General features: G+C 38.5%; 16 protein-coding genes and 1 other RNA gene. 12 read left to right on the top strand and 5 right to left on the bottom strand.

What is annotated here, in order from left to right; translation table 11 throughout:
• Nucleotides 1-51: 51 nt before the first annotated feature.
• Nucleotides 52-1,443, bottom strand: a complete 1,392-nt coding sequence (locus tag N7Z68_RS17050; protein ID WP_275119684.1) for an amidase — start codon at nt 1,441-1,443, stop codon at nt 52-54.
• On the bottom strand, nt 1,436-1,627 hold the full coding sequence (locus N7Z68_RS17045) for a hypothetical protein (protein ID WP_275119683.1): 192 nt from the start codon (nt 1,625-1,627) through the stop codon (nt 1,436-1,438). The genes N7Z68_RS17050 and N7Z68_RS17045 overlap by 8 nt, the downstream gene beginning before the upstream one ends.
• Nucleotides 1,628-2,730: 1,103 nt before the next feature.
• On the opposite strand from N7Z68_RS17045, the gene N7Z68_RS17040 reads away from it, so the two are divergent.
• The 3 genes from N7Z68_RS17040 (at nt 2,731) to N7Z68_RS17030 (ending at nt 5,617) form a co-directional block, all read left to right on the top strand.
• On the top strand, nt 2,731-3,390 hold the full coding sequence (locus tag N7Z68_RS17040) for a DUF429 domain-containing protein (RefSeq protein ID WP_275119682.1): 660 nt from the start codon (nt 2,731-2,733) through the stop codon (nt 3,388-3,390).
• A gap of 226 nt (nt 3,391-3,616) precedes the next feature.
• Nucleotides 3,617-5,167 carry an ATP-binding protein gene (locus N7Z68_RS17035; RefSeq protein WP_275119681.1) on the top strand — a complete coding sequence of 517 codons (1,551 nt, stop codon included), beginning with the start codon at nt 3,617-3,619 and terminating at the stop codon, nt 5,165-5,167.
• A gap of 12 nt (nt 5,168-5,179) precedes the next feature.
• A complete protein-coding gene (locus N7Z68_RS17030) occupies nt 5,180-5,617 on the top strand; it encodes a YhfM domain-containing protein (protein ID WP_275119680.1) in 438 nt (145 codons plus the stop codon).
• 115 nt (nt 5,618-5,732) lie between these two features.
• Here the strand turns inward: N7Z68_RS17030 and N7Z68_RS17025 are convergent, their stop codons facing one another.
• Nucleotides 5,733-6,221: a sigma-70 family RNA polymerase sigma factor gene (locus tag N7Z68_RS17025; protein ID WP_275119679.1), complete on the bottom strand. Its 489-nt coding sequence runs from the start codon at nt 6,219-6,221 to the stop codon at nt 5,733-5,735.
• 348 nt (nt 6,222-6,569) lie between these two features.
• The gene (locus tag N7Z68_RS17020; protein WP_275119678.1) at nt 6,570-6,866 is read right to left on the bottom strand and encodes a transposase; all 297 of its coding nucleotides are present in this window, start codon (nt 6,864-6,866) and stop codon (nt 6,570-6,572) included.
• A gap of 694 nt (nt 6,867-7,560) precedes the next feature.
• Here N7Z68_RS17020 and N7Z68_RS17015 point away from each other — a divergent pair.
• The 4 genes from N7Z68_RS17015 (at nt 7,561) to N7Z68_RS17000 (ending at nt 12,583) form a co-directional block, all read left to right on the top strand.
• On the top strand, nt 7,561-8,637 hold the full coding sequence (locus N7Z68_RS17015) for a Y-family DNA polymerase (RefSeq protein WP_275119677.1): 1,077 nt from the start codon (nt 7,561-7,563) through the stop codon (nt 8,635-8,637).
• Between the two features lie 165 nt (nt 8,638-8,802).
• Nucleotides 8,803-10,017: a YecA family protein gene (locus N7Z68_RS17010; RefSeq protein ID WP_275119676.1), complete on the top strand. Its 1,215-nt coding sequence runs from the start codon at nt 8,803-8,805 to the stop codon at nt 10,015-10,017.
• 301 nt (nt 10,018-10,318) lie between these two features.
• Nucleotides 10,319-10,726, top strand: a complete 408-nt coding sequence (locus N7Z68_RS17005; protein ID WP_275119675.1) for a hypothetical protein — start codon at nt 10,319-10,321, stop codon at nt 10,724-10,726.
• A 228-nt stretch (nt 10,727-10,954) separates the two neighbouring features.
• Nucleotides 10,955-12,583: a ribonuclease J gene (locus tag N7Z68_RS17000; RefSeq protein WP_373323184.1), complete on the top strand. Its 1,629-nt coding sequence runs from the start codon at nt 10,955-10,957 to the stop codon at nt 12,581-12,583.
• A 411-nt stretch (nt 12,584-12,994) separates the two neighbouring features.
• Here the strand turns inward: N7Z68_RS17000 and ffs are convergent.
• Nucleotides 12,995-13,259, bottom strand: an RNA gene (ffs, locus tag N7Z68_RS16995) — signal recognition particle sRNA large type.
• Between the two features lie 570 nt (nt 13,260-13,829).
• Here ffs and N7Z68_RS16990 point away from each other — a divergent pair.
• The 5 genes from N7Z68_RS16990 to N7Z68_RS16970 all read left to right on the top strand — a co-directional run bounded on the left by N7Z68_RS16990 (nt 13,830) and on the right by N7Z68_RS16970 (nt 18,024).
• Complete coding sequence (locus tag N7Z68_RS16990; protein WP_275119673.1) at nt 13,830-15,338, top strand: long-chain-fatty-acid--CoA ligase; 1,509 nt, start codon at nt 13,830-13,832, stop codon at nt 15,336-15,338.
• A gap of 181 nt (nt 15,339-15,519) precedes the next feature.
• Complete coding sequence (locus N7Z68_RS16985; RefSeq protein ID WP_275119672.1) at nt 15,520-15,702, top strand: hypothetical protein; 183 nt, start codon at nt 15,520-15,522, stop codon at nt 15,700-15,702.
• A 77-nt stretch (nt 15,703-15,779) separates the two neighbouring features.
• Nucleotides 15,780-16,403, top strand: coding sequence for a TetR/AcrR family transcriptional regulator (locus tag N7Z68_RS16980; protein WP_275119671.1), 624 nt, complete (start codon nt 15,780-15,782; stop codon nt 16,401-16,403).
• 80 nt (nt 16,404-16,483) lie between these two features.
• Nucleotides 16,484-17,626: an acyl-CoA dehydrogenase gene (locus N7Z68_RS16975; protein ID WP_275119670.1), complete on the top strand. Its 1,143-nt coding sequence runs from the start codon at nt 16,484-16,486 to the stop codon at nt 17,624-17,626.
• 203 nt (nt 17,627-17,829) lie between these two features.
• Entirely contained in the window at nt 17,830-18,024 is a 195-nt protein-coding gene (locus tag N7Z68_RS16970) for a hypothetical protein (RefSeq protein ID WP_275119669.1), read from the top strand.
• Nucleotides 18,025-18,230: the final 206 nt, after the last annotated feature.

Genomic DNA, 18,230 nt, shown 5'->3' with positions numbered 1-18,230 from the left:
AAAGCATGGATGGGCTGTTTTTATGTTCAATACGTCGCACCAAGTTGACTTTCACGAATGAACCGTTCTACTTAAAGGGTTTACTTTTTCCCATGCACTTCCCACTTGTAACAACCGCTTTTCAGTGAAATGATTTCCGATCAATTGCATTCCAACCGGAAGCCCTTCGGAACACAATCCGATCGGTACGGACAAACTCGGAGCACCCGTCAAGTTCGGTGGAGAAGTAAACGGCATACCACGTCTCGTTACTTCTAAGTTTTGCTCAACCCAATTTTTCTGGAAAGCCGGGGTAGTGATTGGAATGGTCGGTCCAATTAACACGTCAACGTCTTCAAACGTTTTCTTTAGGGCTTCTGTTAAAACTCGACGAACTTGCTGCGACCTAACGTAATGAGGGGAATTCGTGAGCACACCTGTTTTGAAAAAAATACGTACATCGTCGGCATACTCCTCAGATCGTGTCTGTAGCCATTCATAGTGATACGAAGATGCCTCACCGATTGTAATAACATAGCCGGCAAAAGTAGACATTGATAGTTCTGGAATATCAACGTCTACAACCGTCGCACCCATCGTTTCTAATGTTTTAATTGCATCCTTAAACAAGATCTCCACATCACGGTCCAAGCCTTGCATGTAATAGGAAGGTACTCCGATTCTTAATCCGTCAATTCCTTTATTTAGATTTTCTGTGTAGTCTGGGATCCGTGCTTTAATACTGCCTGGATCTTTTGGATCATAGCCCGCCATCACATTTAACATGAAGGCTAAATCAGAAACAGAGCGCGCCATCGGACCAGCATGATCGAGGGACCATGCTAACGGGGCAACGCCTTTTGTACTCACTAAACCATAAGTAGGCTTTAAGCCGTACACCCCGCACATAGAGGCAGGCACACGAATGGATCCAAATGTATCTGTACCTGTAGCGAGTGTAGCTAATCCTGCAGCTAGTGCAGCGCCACTTCCGCCACTCGAACCACCAGGACTATAATTAACGTTCCAAGGATTTCTGGCATTTCCATAGACAGGGTTTGTATTCGTTATGCCGCCACCAAACTCATGCATATTTAGTTTCCCTAACATAACGCCTCCAGCTGCCATCAATTTTTTAACAGCAGTGGCGGTTTCATCCGGGATAAACTCAGACAAAATCTTTGAGCCTGCGGTCGTACGAATCCCTTTCGTATAGTAATTGTCCTTAATACCAATCGGAATCCCGTGAAGAGGACCTTTGTATAGGCCATTCATGATTTCTTTCTCAGCATGTGCCGCCTGTTGAAGAGCTAGTTCTGGAAGTGTCGTAATGTAAGCATTGACGGTCGAATCTACGGCATTGATCCTTTCGAGTATGGAGTGAGTAAGTTCGGTAGGGGAAATTTCTTTGGACTCGAGTAACGGTCCCAGTTCCACAGCGGTTAGGGAGTATAACTCAGTCATGACGGATCAGCTCCGGATCCACAATAGTCATGGGCACTTCTTCGTTTAAGTCCGGTTGAGCTTGCAACGGTAACTGCGCTTGTTGGATCGTATGATAGACGTGTTGGATATAAGGAAGGTCTGCTTCTTTTACTGGCATTCCGTTTAGATGTAAACTCTGTCTAATAAAAGTATGGATATCCATCGATTTCACTCCTTCTTATGCTATCAAGATATTCGATAATACTGCAAAAAGGGAGTATCAAACCAAAGTGACGGTCGTTTGATACTTCCCTCAAGTTTTTAAAGAGATATTTTTTTTGCTAGTTCTACATCATTTTCAAGTATTTTCTGAAGTCATATGATGGATATAAGCTGCGTCGGTACATATAATTAAAAGCTTTAGCGTGTGTATCAATTGCCTTTATTAAATTGTCATCGTTTTAAGGTATTCATTTTAGGCGAAAATGGGACTTTGTCTATTGAGTTTTTTGCGAATTTAGGGGTTGGGAAACTGTTAAGGACCTTTGAGAGAATGGGCGTAACTAAAAGCCCTGAATGGTGTGCGGTAGAGGGAATATCTAGGAGAACGGAGTAACCAATAGCCCAGATTGATGCGCGGTAGAGGAAAAAATTAGGAGAATGCGTGAACGAAACGGCGCGGATCGTGTGCGGTAGAGGAAAAAATTAGGAGAACGGGTGAACGAAACGGCGCGAATCGTGTGCAGTAAAGGGAATATTTAGGAGAATGCGTGAACGAAACGGCGCGGATCGTGAGCGATAGAGGAAAAAATTAGGAGAATGCGTGAACGAAACGGCGCGGATCGTGTGCGGTAGAGGGAGATATTAGGAGAATACGTGAACAAAACAGCATGAATCGTGTGCGGTAAAGGGGAAAATTAGGAGAATACGTGAATGAAACAACGCGGATCATGAGCGGCAAAGGGAATATTTAGGAGAAAACATGAACGAAACAGCATGAATCGTGAGCGGTAAAGGGAATATTTAGGAAAATCCGTGAACGAAACAGCGCGGATCGTGTGCGGTAGAGGAAAAGATTAGGAGAAAACGTGAACGAAACAGCATGAATCGTGTGCGGTAAAGGGAAAAATTAGGAGAAACAAGCAACCAATAACAATAGTTAATCAAACCATAAGAAAATAACAAGAGAAGCCGTAAACCATTACATTCTTTTGTACTCATAAACTCAAATTTACAACTTTTAAGACTTGAGAGAAAAAACCAATAAGCCTAAAATCAATATATATCATTAATATATACAACAATAAATTAAAGAGGAGCATAGTAATGATCGTCATCGGCATTGATTTATCCGGTCCCAGCAACCATAAAGATACTGTATTGACAGTGTTTGAAACGCAAGGGGCTCAATTAACATTTTGTAAACTGATCAGAAATGTAAGTGACCTTATGATTTTAAATGAAGTTAAACAACAAAGTGACAGCGATCAAATCGTCGTTGGGATAGATGCTCCTTTATCTTATCAAGATGGGGGCGGTGATCGAGAAAGTGATCGACAGCTGAGAAAGTTTATCATTTCTTTAGGCATGAAATCCGGTTCAATTATGGCACCGACCTTCAATCGAATGGTGTATCTTTCGCTGCGCGGCATTAAGCTTAGTCGTGAAATAGAAAGGTTACAGACGACGAATCGCATCTCAATCGTAGAGGTTCATCCAGGAGCTGTTATTGGCGCGAGACTACCCCAAATAGAAATAGAACGCACCTTAACCTATAAACAGAATATAGAGGAGCGCCGCTATTTAAAAGCGTGGTTTTATAAGCAAGGGATCCTCGGTTTACCAAACCATATTGAGGAGGAAAGTCATATGATTGATTCCGTGGCAGCGGCCTTAGGGGCTTGGCATTGGAGAGATCCCGCATTTCAACCTCAATGGATCTATCCGGCAAACGAACCCTTGCATCCCTATGACTTTTGCTGTTAAAAAAAGACCAAGTGTGCGAACAGGTAAGAATATCTAAATATAGTAAAATAGATACATATTATTACAATTTAATTACTATCGTGATATGATTAAGACTTGAACAGTATTAAATAATAAATCGTTCAGAACAACGATATAGGTAAGCACTAAATAGAGTTAATTAATCAAATAACTACTAGAGTAATATCCAAATATAATTCATCTTTCAAAGGACGGAAATCAAACTATGTTAAAAGATTATCTTGCTGAGGTGAAAGCACGTTGTCTTGAATATGACCTTAACCCGAATGAACTTCCTTCATTTGATCAAATATCAACTGAGGAATTGACAGCAGTACAACAGAAATATGCAGATACATTAGCGGTCATAAATGAATTTATTAATAAATTTCTTAAAAAAACAAAAGGAATCCCATTATTAGTGACTGTCACAGATGACAAAGGTACATTTATCGAATATATGGGTGACGAAAGTTTAAGTGCTACCATCGTTGAACAAGCGGGGCTTCAAAAAGGGATTCAATTTACAGAAAAGAAAGCCGGCGTAAGTTCAGTGCTTGCGGCAATCGAACTTCATAGGTCCGTACAACTGTTAGGAGAGGATCATTACCACCATTTTCTCCATAGTGCGGCGTGCTACAGTGTTCCATTATATGTCCATGAGAGATTAATAGGAACAGTTTCAATTATGACCTTTTTGGACTTTGCCCATCCGATGATCTTGACAACACTTGAAACCGTTGTTGATTCGATTCAAAGAGAACTAGATTTACGTGAAGAAAATCACTATTTAGATCAAATGAATCAAATGATGTTAGAGCAATCTAATATCGGCTATATTGTCATTGACGAAAAAGGAAAAGTGGTCAAGGTTAATCCGAAAGCTAATTCATTCCTAACAAAAGTGCAAAAAGACTGTCGCTACATCCAAGAAATTGAGCCTTTAAATGACCTTTACAATCAATTTAAAGAAGGGAAAACGATACAAGATTACGAAGTCGTCATTCAAAATCATAAAAATATCATTTGTTTAGCGGATTATTTCATTTTTCAAGAAGGCTGTTTAATCCAGCTTCATGATATTACAGAGTACAAGAAAACAGAATCCTATATTCAAAATTCAGAAAAATTATCTCTGGTTGGCCAATTAGCAGCAGGGGTGGCGCATGAAATAAAAAACCCTTTGACTACATTAAAAGGATTTATACAGCTCATGCAACAAAACCTCTACAACGATGCGTATACACCTGTAATGCTAAAAGAAATTGAGCGCATTAATGAAATCACTAATGAATTTTTAGTACTATCCAGGCCAACTGTACTCTCAAAAGAACAGTATGATATCAGAAAATTGTTTGTAGAAATGGATGTATTATTATCTAGTTTAGCCATCACAAAAAATATAGAGTATAGACAGAACTTTAAAGAGACCCCGCGGATTTATAGTGACGGTAACCAATTAAAGCAAGTGATTATTAATCTATTTAAAAATTGTGTAGAAGCGCTAGATCAAAACGGACAAATTGAATTGACACTCCAACCCTATGACTCACAAAATATCTTAATTCGTATAGAAGATAATGGACCGGGGTTCCCTGAACAAATACTTCACAAATTGGGTCAGCCTTTTGTAACAACAAAAGAAAGCGGCAACGGTCTAGGGATCATGGTGTGTAAACGAATCATTGAAACGATCCATTTAGGGCAGTTAAATATGTACAATAAAGAAAACGGCGGAGCAGTTGTCGATATAATCCTTCCAATTAACGGGGAATAAGGAGTAAAAACTATGAAAATCTACTCTTTTTTACTATTTTGGATAGGTATTATCCTGTTAGGGGGCTGTCAATCAACCCAAGTAGATACAATGGATTTATTAGATGAAAAAATAAGGACAATCGAGATATCCAAAACGATAGAAACGGGTGTCATTAATGACAATGTCATCGCAACGTTAGAAGATCAAAAATCAATTAAGATCCTAGAAAAAACGATTCGGTCAGCCGTACAAAAAAATTCTAACGTTAACGTCAAGGAAACGCTCCCTGATTTTAATCTCATTGTAAACTATAAAGAAGGATATCCGAGTCATCCTATTCATGTCTGGCTTGGGGAAGAGGGAAAGGAAAGCACACTCACGTACATCTTTGGTGAGATGGACACCTACATGACTTTACCCGAACAGACGAATGCACTGCGTCAACTTCTCTTGAGCATAGAGCGTTAATCAAAACAAAAGCCCTCACTTTGTTATCTTCGCAAAGGGGGCTTTCATCATTTCCTAACGTATCGGCAGAATAACAAAATATAAGACTCAAAATACGGTTATTCCGTACCAAAATTTAAGCAAGCTTTAATTTCAATATTTTGATCGCAGCTTTCTTCCAGCTCCTTACTGTATACACGCTAACATTGTACTCTTTTGCGATTTCAGATATCGTTTTCCCTTCTAAAATCGCCTCTTTGACCCAAGTTTGTTGTCGTTCTGAAAGAGTCTCCATGTAACAGTTGATGATTTCTACCTCGAGCATGGAGGCATTCCGTTCATCAACGATATAATGAAAACCTTCATCTGTCAGATGATGTCTAGCAGCATATGTTTTTTCTTTGGATAATTCGGTCAGTAATCGCCCACGGACTGTATAAATCGCAAATGTGGCAAAATTACCTTTTTTCGGATCAAAACGTTTGTACGCTTCCCATAAGGCGATCAGTCCGATCTGGTAATAATCATCATAATCTTTATGAATTTGGAGCTGTTTTAATTGTTTTTTCACGATCGGGGCATAACATTCAACCACTTCATCAACTGTTAATTGACTTTCTACCACATACATTCTCCAATAGAAAACGCGCGTTCTCAACTATTCCGCCGGTACCTTTAATTTAAAATATTGATAGAATGCGGTCACACAGGGGAAAATTAGATTTAGATGGTGAAAATTAAAATATCGCTTAGGAGAAATTGAAAAATGGACAGCGGAAACGAAAAAATTCATTGTTTTTATTATTGAAGGAGATTTGCAAGTGAGTGGAAAAAGACAAATAAAAAAGGCGGAAACCATAATAAAAAACAGTCATCAAAAACGATTGACAACTGTACACGAAAGAGCTTTTCAAATTGAGAAAACGTAGTAGCAATCTATTCTAGAGCCCGTATCAGAACGAGTACTCCTTCCTCAGAATTGAGCCTTTTCCTCTAAAATAGCTCTCATTATGACATAAACGAAATAAATCCCCAAGTACGCCCCGGTTAATAAGAATAAAGGATTAAGAAACAGCGCATGGATGTTCGTCATAAAAACAGTATTATCTCTTAGAACCGTATAGATTGCAAAAGAGGCTATGTTTCCAAATGTCAATGCAGCAAGTAAGGCTAGCGAATGATACAGAATGCGAATTTTTGTCCACTTTATTTGAAGAATTATCATAACAATAGGCAGCACGATACTAACAATTAATATAAGGACCTTCATCTAGCGATCACCTCTGCTTTCAGTCTGGACGAATCGAGTTAAAAATAAACCAAATGCAAAAGGCACCTTACGTGTACCCGCAATTCTTACCTTAGGAATACTAGCTATTTACTTTACTATCAAACAAAAAGGAAAATGGCGCGAGCATAAGCAGCGTTTGAGGGTGAAATTCCATCGGATTTCACGATAGCAAATTGATAGCAAAATGTTACACTGTGATATCAGTTCGCTATTTTTATTGACAAAAGGCGACAAACAAGGACTTTAAGAGACATAAGCGAATACAATAGACCGATGCCTTGCTTCAGGAAGGAGAACGATGATTATGGCCGATGTCACAATTGGTGGAAAAAGAGTACCCGATCTAAGACCCAAAATAAATACACAAAAAACCGCTCAAACAAGTTTCATCACAACTCACTGGTTGACCTCTAATTCACCACTATCTAAAATGGTTGTAAGACAAGATCGGATAGAGGCGCTTATTGTCCGTTTTGTCCCGGTTATTGTCGGTTTTTTCATTTTATTGTCCGATTTGTCCTGTTTATTGTCCGTTTTTTCATTTTATTGTCCGAATTCACCTTTTTATTTGCGAAAGTGTGAACAGTGACTTCTTACATATCCAGCTGACAATATCATGAGCTTAAAATATAACCAGAGTCCACTAGATTTCGTATGAAAGGAAGGGGAAAACATGCCTACAGGGAACCGGACCATTGCTTTAATAGATATGAATGCGTTTTATGCGAGTTGCCACCAGGCAGAGGATCCTTCTCTTCGAAATCAACCGGTTATTGTCGGTGGCAGTCCAACAAACAAGTACAAAGGAATGGTGATAGCAGCTAGTTATGAAGCGAAAAATCAAGGGGTCTATACGACGATGTCGGTATATGAGGCGCTAAAAAAAGTCCCTAAAGCGATTGTCGTTCCACGAAATCATCCGTTGTACTCATCTTATTCCAGAAAAATTATGGAGTTTTTAAGATTAATCGGACCGACGGAAGTAGCTTCGGTCGATGAAGCATATATAGATTTGACAGATCGTGTGAACAAGGGGACATCACCGCATACGATTGCAAAGTATATCCAACGAACATTGTGGGAGAAATTACATTTAGGCTGCAGCATCGGAATCAGTGATACAAAGTGTTCCGCTAAGATGGCGGCAGATGTAAAAAAGCCATTTGGATACGTACACTTCGAACGGCTGCAATTTTGCAGTTATTTTCATCCGCAAAAGCTAAGCAAACTCCACGGTTGCGGTAAAAAGACAGAAGAGAAGCTTAATAAATATGGGATTTATACCATTGGAGATCTTGCCCAAACTGATCCTCTGCAAATCAAGCTTATCCTAGGCTTAAGAGGGGAAATCCTGCGTAACAATGCATTAGGAATTGGTTCTGATGTCGTCGATGCGGATCGTGAAAAAGGCGATAAAACGATTGGAAAAGAAAAAACATTTTCTCAACCCACATCTGACACTGATCAACTGCTTGGAATCGCTCGTTCCATGATTGAACTTCTTTGTGAAAGACTGAAGGAAAAACAGTTGCGCGCTAGCACGATTGCTGTTGTTTATAAAACGGAGAGGGGCGGTGCAAGTCATTCCAAAAGCTTAACACTCGCTGACTCAACATCAGAACCCGATCAGGTGTATACAATCGTAGAAGATTTGTATGACCGGCATTTAGTGGACATTCCTCTTTGGTTATTTGGCGTTCGATTAAGTAACTTTGAGGATGCAAACTACGTTCAATTAAAGCTTTTTTAATTATTTCACGTTAAAAAAAGCTGGTATGAATGGGGGAGACAACCTGTTTATCACCGATCAACTGGTTAAAAAACGACAATATGGTAAAATAGAGAACGTAACTTAATAGAAATACATAAAAAAACAGCAAAGTATTACAGAGAGTAAGGAGATTGTATAGAAAGTATGGATATTCAAATGACAGAAGATTTATCATCAATTCTAGCAAAAGAGACAGTTGACAACGCACAGCAGCAAAAGCGTGAACAAAAACTTTGGAAACAGACGGAACTCCCGTTGACATTACTTGATACGTTAAATAGTCTACCTAAAACAGAACTTGATCCCATTCGTAAAAACCTTCAAGTGAAAAATGCTAGTTCATTGAAAAAAGCTGAGCTTGCATCACTTCTTGCTAACGAAATTCCTTTGATGTTTAACGAAGTTTTATTACCGTTAGATCAAGAGCGTTATAATCTACTGAAACAGATTGTAAACGAAAGCGGATCAATACCAGTCACGGACCTTTCAATAGAAAAAATTGAATGGTTAAAAGAAAGAAGTCTTGTTTACCCAGGTCTTTACAACAAGGAAAAAGTTTTATTTTTACCTACGGAACTCATCGATCTATTTAACACCCTTAGCGACGCGGAACTTGATACAACCATTCAACGCAACACCGAATGGGTTCGACTCACGCAAGGATTGCTTTATTATTTTGGTGTGATGAGTGAGGAGTTACTTATCGAAAAAATTCAAGAACTTACTGGTCAACCCGTTGATCCCGATCTGTTTATCCAAGTCATTTCCTCAGCAGGCGATTACTATGGACAAGTTCAAAGCTCAGAGTACGGGCTTCAAGACTACCGTGTTATTAACACGAAAAAAGTAATTGAAGAACAAAATAAAAATTCAGATCTCGACTTTTTTGAGTTTTCTAAAGGTCAGCTCCTTAGAGCAGGTAAGCCTGGATTTATTCAAAAAAGCTCAGCTTTAAATGACTTGGTCAACATTTTACTAGAACAATCGGATTTAACAGCTAGTGCGGGGGATCAATTAGCAGCACAAATTCTTTACATGATTAACACAGACGTACAACTAACACTGATCGCTGACTATGTACAAAGTAAGGTAGTGCTTTCTGAAAAAGTGTCGCAACAATTGCCTGAGCTACTGAAAGAAGTAAAAAACCAAACGCGCCTATGGGAATTAAAAGGACATACAATAAACGAAATTACGCCGCCAGAAGAGAAAAATCTAAATCCTTTCCCTACGTATACATTAGAGTCGCTGCAACAAAAATCCAATGACATTCATATTAAAAACCTAAAGAAAATCGGCCGTAACTCACCTTGTCCTTGCGGCAGCGGAAAGAAATATAAGAAGTGCTGTATGAAGTAACTTTTAGTAAAGAAGAGGGCACTTGTTAAAAGTAAATCAAATTTACTTTGAGAAACGCATGAGTTTTCATAAGAGAATTCATGTGTTTTTTTCTGTTGTCATCGTTCATAATTTTCAAGCCAACCAAAAACGATGTTCTAAGCTGATTAATAAACAGGCCTGGATATAATGTGGTTTCAAAAATAGTTGGTGAATGCAACAATCGATTGAATGAAACTTTATTCGAGCCCAACCGTATATAGGAATAAGGTCACTGAACGATCAATGTCTTGCAATTACACAATTCCAAGGAGGGATTTTTGTGAGGGATATCCGTAAATATTTAGGCTGGACGTTGTTTATTGGATTGATTTTATGGATCGGCTTTAACATTCACCTCCATCTATTAGAGAAAACGAATATGATGTTTGTCATGATGCCACTTATCCTTTTTTCATCACTTTTTCCTGTGTTGATCGGGATGTTACTTCGTTTGCCTCGGCTAATCGATGAAATCCGTCAAAACAAACGCTGGGCTGTTCATTGGACAAAACTAATTATAATAGGCATACCGACTTTATACGTTGTTGTCACACCCATTCTATCGATGACCGCAATAGGTCCGTATTGGCCGTTTTCATTTAAGATCTTGCAGTTAATGGACGCCCACATTCATGCCATGGTCGGACTAGTTTTAGGATATGTTGTACTCGATAGTGTAAAACAATAAAGGTGGATGATTGTTATTAGCAGATTATTTACAGAAAGATCGTGACTGAAAAGACATAGAGTGAATCTGTGTCTTTTTTTTACCCTTAGATGTTGCTAACCAATACTTTGATTTTTCACAAAAATGATAAACGACAATGAACTGGGTATACTACCATTAATATGTATTGATTAGGGGGTATACAAATTGAGCGCTGAGACTGCATTATCAATTTATGCATTAGGTGGTATGAATGAGATCGGCAAAAATATGTATGTCGTTCAGTATGAAGATGACATCGTAGTCATCGACTGCGGGAATAAGTTCCCAGATGAAAGCTTATTAGGTATTGACTTAATCATTCCCGATATTTCGTACTTAGAAGAAAATAAAGAAAAAGTACGTGCATTAATTGTTACACATGGACATGAGGATCATATTGGCGGCATTCCATTTTTCTTGAAAAAACTGAATATTCCTGTCTATGGGACTCGCTTTACACTTGGACTCATTGAATTAAAATTAAAGGAACATAAAATTAGTAGAGAAACTGAACTTCATGAAATCAACTCGAATTCCAAACTCAACTTTGGAGAAATGAACCTAGAATTTTTTAGAGTTACACATAGTATTCCAGATTGTTTAGGAGTTCTTTTCCGTACACCAGAGGGAAATGTCGTACATACTGGAGATTTCAAATTTGATTTAACTCCGGCGAGTAACGAGCATTCAGACATTCATAAAATGGCAGAGATCGGTCAAGAAGGGGTCCTGCTTTTATTATCAGAAAGTACAAATGCCGAGCGCCCTGGTTCAACACCTACTGAGCAATTGGTTGGAGAACATGTTCTAGAAGCGTTTATGAAAGCGGAACGTAAAGTAATTCTGTCGACGTTTGCCTCCAATGTGAGTCGACTTCAACAAACGGTCGATGCCGCAATTAAAACAAACCGCAAAATTGCTTTGCTTGGACGAAGCATGGTGAATGTCGTAGAAGTTGCGATGGAACGAGGCTACTTAAATATTCCGGACGGGATGATCATTGATCCAAAACAAATCAACGAATTACCCCCAGAAAAAGTCGCAATGCTTTGTACAGGAAGTCAGGGAGAACAGATGGCCGCATTATCTCGCTTATCGACTGGTGATTATCGCGGCGTTGAACTGTTACCTGGTGATACAGTAATCTTAGCCGCAGGACCAATACCTGGAAATGAAAAGGCAGTCACAAAAATTGTCGATAATTTATTTACACTTGGGGCAAATGTCATCTATGGACCTGGCAGTTCCTCTGGCATGCACGTTTCAGGGCACGGGTACCAAGAAGATTTAAAACTGATGTTGACTCTAATGAAGCCAAAATACCTTATCCCAGTTCACGGGGAGTATCGTATGCTCCATCATCACCGGTTATTAGCAGAGGCGGTTGGGGTAGAAGAAGGAAATACCTTTATTTTAAAAAACGGCGATGTCGTTGATATTAAAGACGGTACCGCCAAGCACACAAGAAACATCCCAACTGGTAATACGTATGTGGATGGAATTGGTGTCGGTGATGTTGGTGAAATCGTGCTTCGCGACCGCAGACAACTTTCCGAAGACGGAATGCTTGTCATTGTGTTGACGATGAGTAAATCAGATAAGAAACTCATATCTGGTCCCGACACGATCTCGCGTGGGTTTGTATTCGTGAAAAATTCAGATGAGCTCTTAAAAGATGTCAATGCACTGATTAAAAGAACGATTAATAACATGGAAGAAGCAGATAAAAAAGAATGGGGCATGATCAAAAAGAATCTTAAAAAAGCAGTGGGCCAATATTTATTTAATCAAACTAAGAAAAAGCCAATGATCTTGCCGATTATTATTGAGGTTTAAGTGAGATAAGCATAAAAAGAAGGTTGACTAGTTTCTGTTTCTAATCGCATGTCTAAATTGTGCTGAGCCGCAATTTTAATAGGTAGACGAGACAACAGGGAGTAACGTCAACCTTTTTTATTTCATAAATTTAGCTTAGTTTTCTGTGCCCACCGTGGAAGTTCACCGCATGACTGCATATACCTCGAACACTGATTACTGCACCAGCCGCTCACGTTTCCCGCCGTTTCGTTCGCGCTTTCCCCTAATTTTTTCCTCCACCGCTCACGATCCGCGCCGTTTCGTTCACGTGTTTTCCCAATTTTTTCCTCTACCGCTCACCATTCAGCGCTTTGAAGTTATTCAATACGCCTCATTGTCCATTCAACCAAAAAAAAGACCGCCACAAAGGCAGTCTTTTCATTATGTAAATCGCAAACCTATCTACGAACTAATCATCCATGCGTTACTTCTTCAGCGACTCAGAAAAAGTGACCTTTTACACAAGAATAGGGTTCTCCTTATGGCTGCTTCCTTCCAGATCTGACCCGTTCGGAGATTATCCTTTGCAAAAGACTTTTTCCTCAACACCTCATCCAAAGCACTGACCACACATCATTAGTCCTTCAATAGGAATTCGACCCTGCTATAGCGGTTTGCAGGTTACAAGGCACCGCTACCTCCCCGTCTATTGCGATATGTTTCATGTGAATAACTATATCATACAGTAAATCCTGCTGTATGCATATGCCAATTGTTTGGCAGGGAAGTAGAATTATGCCAGGCAAGTTAGGTTCTTCATAAATATGAAAATTATATTGAAAAACTAATATTCAAATCAATCTATCAAAATAAAACATCTGTCAATTTAATAACAATCGACGTCACAACTATATTTAATAGCTAAAATAGAGAGTAGGAGAAAATTAATATACTTCAAAAGATATTTAAATAAACTAAAATTCTGATTATTCGTTGACAAAATAACTAAATGCCAATAAAATGAACTAGACTGAACGGTTACTCAGTCTTTTATAATTATATATGAAATCGTTTTCAGTAGGCTTGTTTTTCCCACTAAAGGTTCATTAAAAATAGATGTACTTCGTCCAGTGGACCGTTCATCTATAGTCTCAAAACTTAATACAAATCTAATGACCGTTCATTATCCGCAACAAACAATAGAACCATCTACCAATCATTTGCGAGCAACACTTCTTTAAAGTATATATACATAAAAATTAGGAATGAAAGGGAGAGGCCACACATGAATTTATATTCAAACCTTACAAACGCTTTAAACCTTAATCCAGACAAAGAAGCTTATATCTTTTTAAATGAAAGTACGACTTATCGAGAGCTGCACCAAAAAGTAAACCAATTTGCTCATAGCTTGTCGCAGCAAGGGATTGAAAAAGGCGATACCGTTGCATTACTTTTAGGGAACACACCTGAATTTGTAGTCGCTTACTACGGAACGATTTGTGCAGGGGCTACAGTAGTGCCTGTAAACCCAACGTTCACAGCTCGTGAAATTGAATATATCTTAACGAATAGTAAAGCTAAAGGTGTAATTGCAGACGCAAGTTTACATACCCCACTAACAGAAGTTAGACAAAAGGTTTCTTCTGTAGACTTTGTTGTCTATACGAAACCAGTTGAAAGTGAACTAGCTTTTGAATCGTTTATTGATAATGATGTCCAGAATTTTAATGGACCAGTTGTCGAAGAAAATGATGTAGCTGTTATTTTATATACTTCAGGTACAACAGGTGCTCCTAAAGGAGTTATGTTAACACATAAAAACTTACAATCGAACGCTGAAGCTGTAAAAGATCTTTTTGAAATGACAGCTGAGGACCGCGTCGTAACTGTTTTACCGATTTTCCATGTATTTTGTATGACGGTTTGTTTCAATGCTCCTATTTTATCTGGCTCAACCATGATCTTATTACCAAAATTCAGCCCGCAAGAAGTTGTAGAAACCTTCGTAAAAGAACAAGCAACGGTCTTTGCCGGCGTTCCGACGATGTTTAATTTCTTACTGCAAATCCCAACAACTAAAGAACAATTTAGCTCATTACGCATTTGTATTTCCGGTGGATCTTCGTTACCAGTAGCCGTATTAAACAAATTCCAAGAGCATTCCGGAATCCAAATTCAAGAAGGGTACGGATTAAGTGAAGCAGCTCCAGTAACAGCATTTAATCCTTTAAGAGGCGTATGTAAGCCTGGTTCAATCGGGGTTAATATTCCTTATGTTGAAAACAAAGTCGTTGACCCAGAAGGCGAAGAAGTACCGCGTGGTGAGGTAGGCGAACTGATTGTAAAAGGACCAAACGTAATGAAAGGTTATCTTGGTATGCCTGAAGAGACAGCGCGTTCGATAAAAGACGGTTGGTTATACACTGGCGACATGGCGACAATGGATGAGGAAGGCTATATTTATATCGTTGACCGCAAGAAAGACATGATCATCGTTGGCGGTTATAATGTTTATCCACGTGAGATTGAGGAAGTGCTATATGACCACGCTGATATCGTCGAAGTCGCTGTTATCGGTGTACCTGATGAAAGTTACGGGGAATCGGTTAAAGCGTTTGTCGTATCTAAAAATGAAACATTAACAGAAAGTGATTTGAAAAATTACTTAGCTGATAAACTTGTTAAATATAAACGTCCGCAATATATTGAATTTCTTTCGGAATTACCGAAAAACACAACAGGAAAAATCTTACGCAAAAATTTAAGAAATTTAGAGCACTCCACAAAGTAATCAACGACATCAAACAACGAATGGACCTTCCAAAGATCCATTCGTTGTTTTCTTTTCATGGAACATATAGAAAAAATAGTTATTAGTTGACAAATACGATGAATATTCTTAATATTAACATAAACCGACCGAATGATCGGTCGGACACCAACTATAAATATTTATGAGGTGAATCAAACGTATGGATAGAGTAATTGAGATCCTAGATGGCTCGATCAATGAGTTAACTAAATTAGAAGAAGAGTTAAAGAACTTGAACGATGAAGAGCTAGGACATATTGCCGCTTCGTATCCATTTAATGATTATTTTCACGAATTTGTATCAAAATTAGACCGTTGGAAAAAAGAACTTGAAGGTAAATGATCGTCCATGGGGGATTTGTAACCTATATGTAGTTATCATTCATGCACTAAAAGGTTACCGCTAGGAGGAAGTCAGTTGTGTCGGAAAGTACAAAAAAGAGAATTATAGATTCTGCATTAATGTTATTTAAAGAAAAAGGCTTTCATGAAGTTTCTGTTCGAATGATAGCAAAAGAAGCCGGTGTGTCCAACGGCGGTTTCTATCATCACTTTCAAACAAAAGACGAACTTTTATACCAAATTAATGATTTCATTTTGACGTACGTTATGGAAACAGGAAAAGCAGCCGCTGTCGAAAGGGAAAACCCGGTCGAAAAGTTGGAAGGCATGATCCGTGCGTTTATCTTAGCGTTTGACGTGTATAATCTCGAAATTTCAGTGATGTACCGTGAAAATCATTATCTCGCTCCCGAGTATTTCGAGAAAATTAAGCAAAAACGAGACGAGTATCAAGATTATATTTTTACGATATTAGAAGAGGGTATAAAAGCTGGAGAAATTCGTTCGAATACACCCCTTTTACTAAACGGAATGGCGATGTTTGGAATGATTAACTGGACGTATCAATGGTACGAAAAAAACCGCAGCATTTCCATCGATCAAATTGCTGATGTGTATATTGATTTTATCATGAATGCATTACTTACGAAGAAAGCAAAACAAAGCCCAAGATATCAAGAGTATTTTCTTGATGATGAATAAGGTTTCAACGTTTTCACATAGATGAAAGTTGTTACAGAAGTTTCAAAAAAATATATTAGGGTATGAGGAGAGAACAGAAGATGAATTTTCAATTATCAGATGAACAACAAATGATTAAAAAGATGGTCCGTGATTTTGCTGAAAATGAAGTAGGACCTACAGCTCACGAACGTGATGAAGAAGAGCGTTTTGACCGTGAATTATTTAATAAAATGGCGGAACTAGGTTTAACTGGTATTCCATGGCCTGAAGAATACGGCGGAATCGGTGCTGACTATTTAAGTTATTGTATCGCAGTTGAAGAACTATCTAGAGTAGATGCAGCAATGGGTACTACCTTATCGGCACATACTTCATTAGCTGGCTGGCCTGTGTATAAGTTTGGAACAGAAGAGCAAAAACAAAAGTATCTTCGTCCAATGGCAGAAGGAAAAAAGATCGGTGCATACGGTTTAACTGAGCCTAGTTCTGGATCTGATGCAGCCGCAATGAAAACGACAGCTAAACGTGATGGCGACGACTACATTCTGAACGGTTCAAAAATTTTCATTACAAACGGTGGCGAAGCTGATATTTACGTCGTCTTTGCATTAACTGACCCTGAATTAAAACATAAAGGAACAAGTGCCTTTATCATTGAAAGTGATATGGCTGGCTTCTCCGTTGGTAAAAAAGAAAAGAAATTAGGGATCCGCTCATCACCGACAACTGAAATCATTTTTGAAGATGTACGTGTACCAAAAGAAAACCTTCTCGGTAAAGAAGGAGAAGGCTTTAAAATTGCGATGATGACATTAGACGGCGGACGTAACGGAATCGCTGCTCAAGCAGTTGGAATCGCTCAAGGTGCACTTGATGCGTCAGTTGCCTATGCAAAAGAGCGTAAGCAATTCGGAAAATCGATTGCTTCACAGCAAGGTGTTGCTTTTAAATTAGCGAACATGGCGACAAAGGTGGAAGCTTCTCGTTTACTTACGTATCAAGCGGCGTGGAGAGAAAGCGAAGGACTTTCATACGGTAAAGAATCAGCCATCTCCAAATTAATGGCTGGGGATACAGCGATGGACGTTACGATTGAAGCTGTTCAAGTATTCGGCGGCTACGGTTATACGAAAGAGTATCCAGTTGAGCGCTACATGCGTGATGCAAAAATTACGCAAATTTATGAAGGAACACAAGAAGTTCAACGTCTCGTAATTTCAAAAATGCTATTAGCTGACTAAAAAAGGTTAGGCGTTCACCTTTTTATCAAAATTTTTTCGTTCAGCGATGAATGAATAAGTGGTACGGGAGTATGCTATATTATTACGACTCAATCGTACGGTAGGTGGCAAACCGCCCTGACTAATTATAGAAGCAGTCGTATAAATAAACTACGGTTGGAAATTCTACGGATATAATTTTGTTCAAAAGGAGAGATGAGTAAATGAAAAAACGTCAAAATTTAAAAGAAATCGAAGAACAGCAACAAGTCGTTCAAAATCAAAATCAAGCTGAACAATTTGATAATACAGATACTGAATTCTCCTTGGATGAAAATGTCCAAGATGCTATAGCGAAAAGTCACCAGTACGCAGCACAGAAGCAGCAGCCGACGTATCAACCGAATAAACCTTTCTAAATTGGGAGTAGTTCCCAATTTGGTCGTATGAAGGAATAATTACTTACAATTACGTAAAAAACTGGCACTTTAACAAGTGTCAGTTTTTTTGTGCTTGATTGTATCGAAGTATCACCGATTGTGACTAAATTTTAAACATAAATGTTATTAGTATAAAAAATTATAATTCTTTCAAAAAAAGTGATTGCAATCGTTTTCAAAATCAA

Source organism: Alkalihalobacterium chitinilyticum, assembly GCF_029028005.1.
Taxonomy (GTDB): domain Bacteria; phylum Bacillota; class Bacilli; order Bacillales; family Bacillaceae_F; genus Alkalihalobacterium; species Alkalihalobacterium chitinilyticum.
This window is presented reverse-complemented; position numbering and strand designations above follow the sequence as displayed.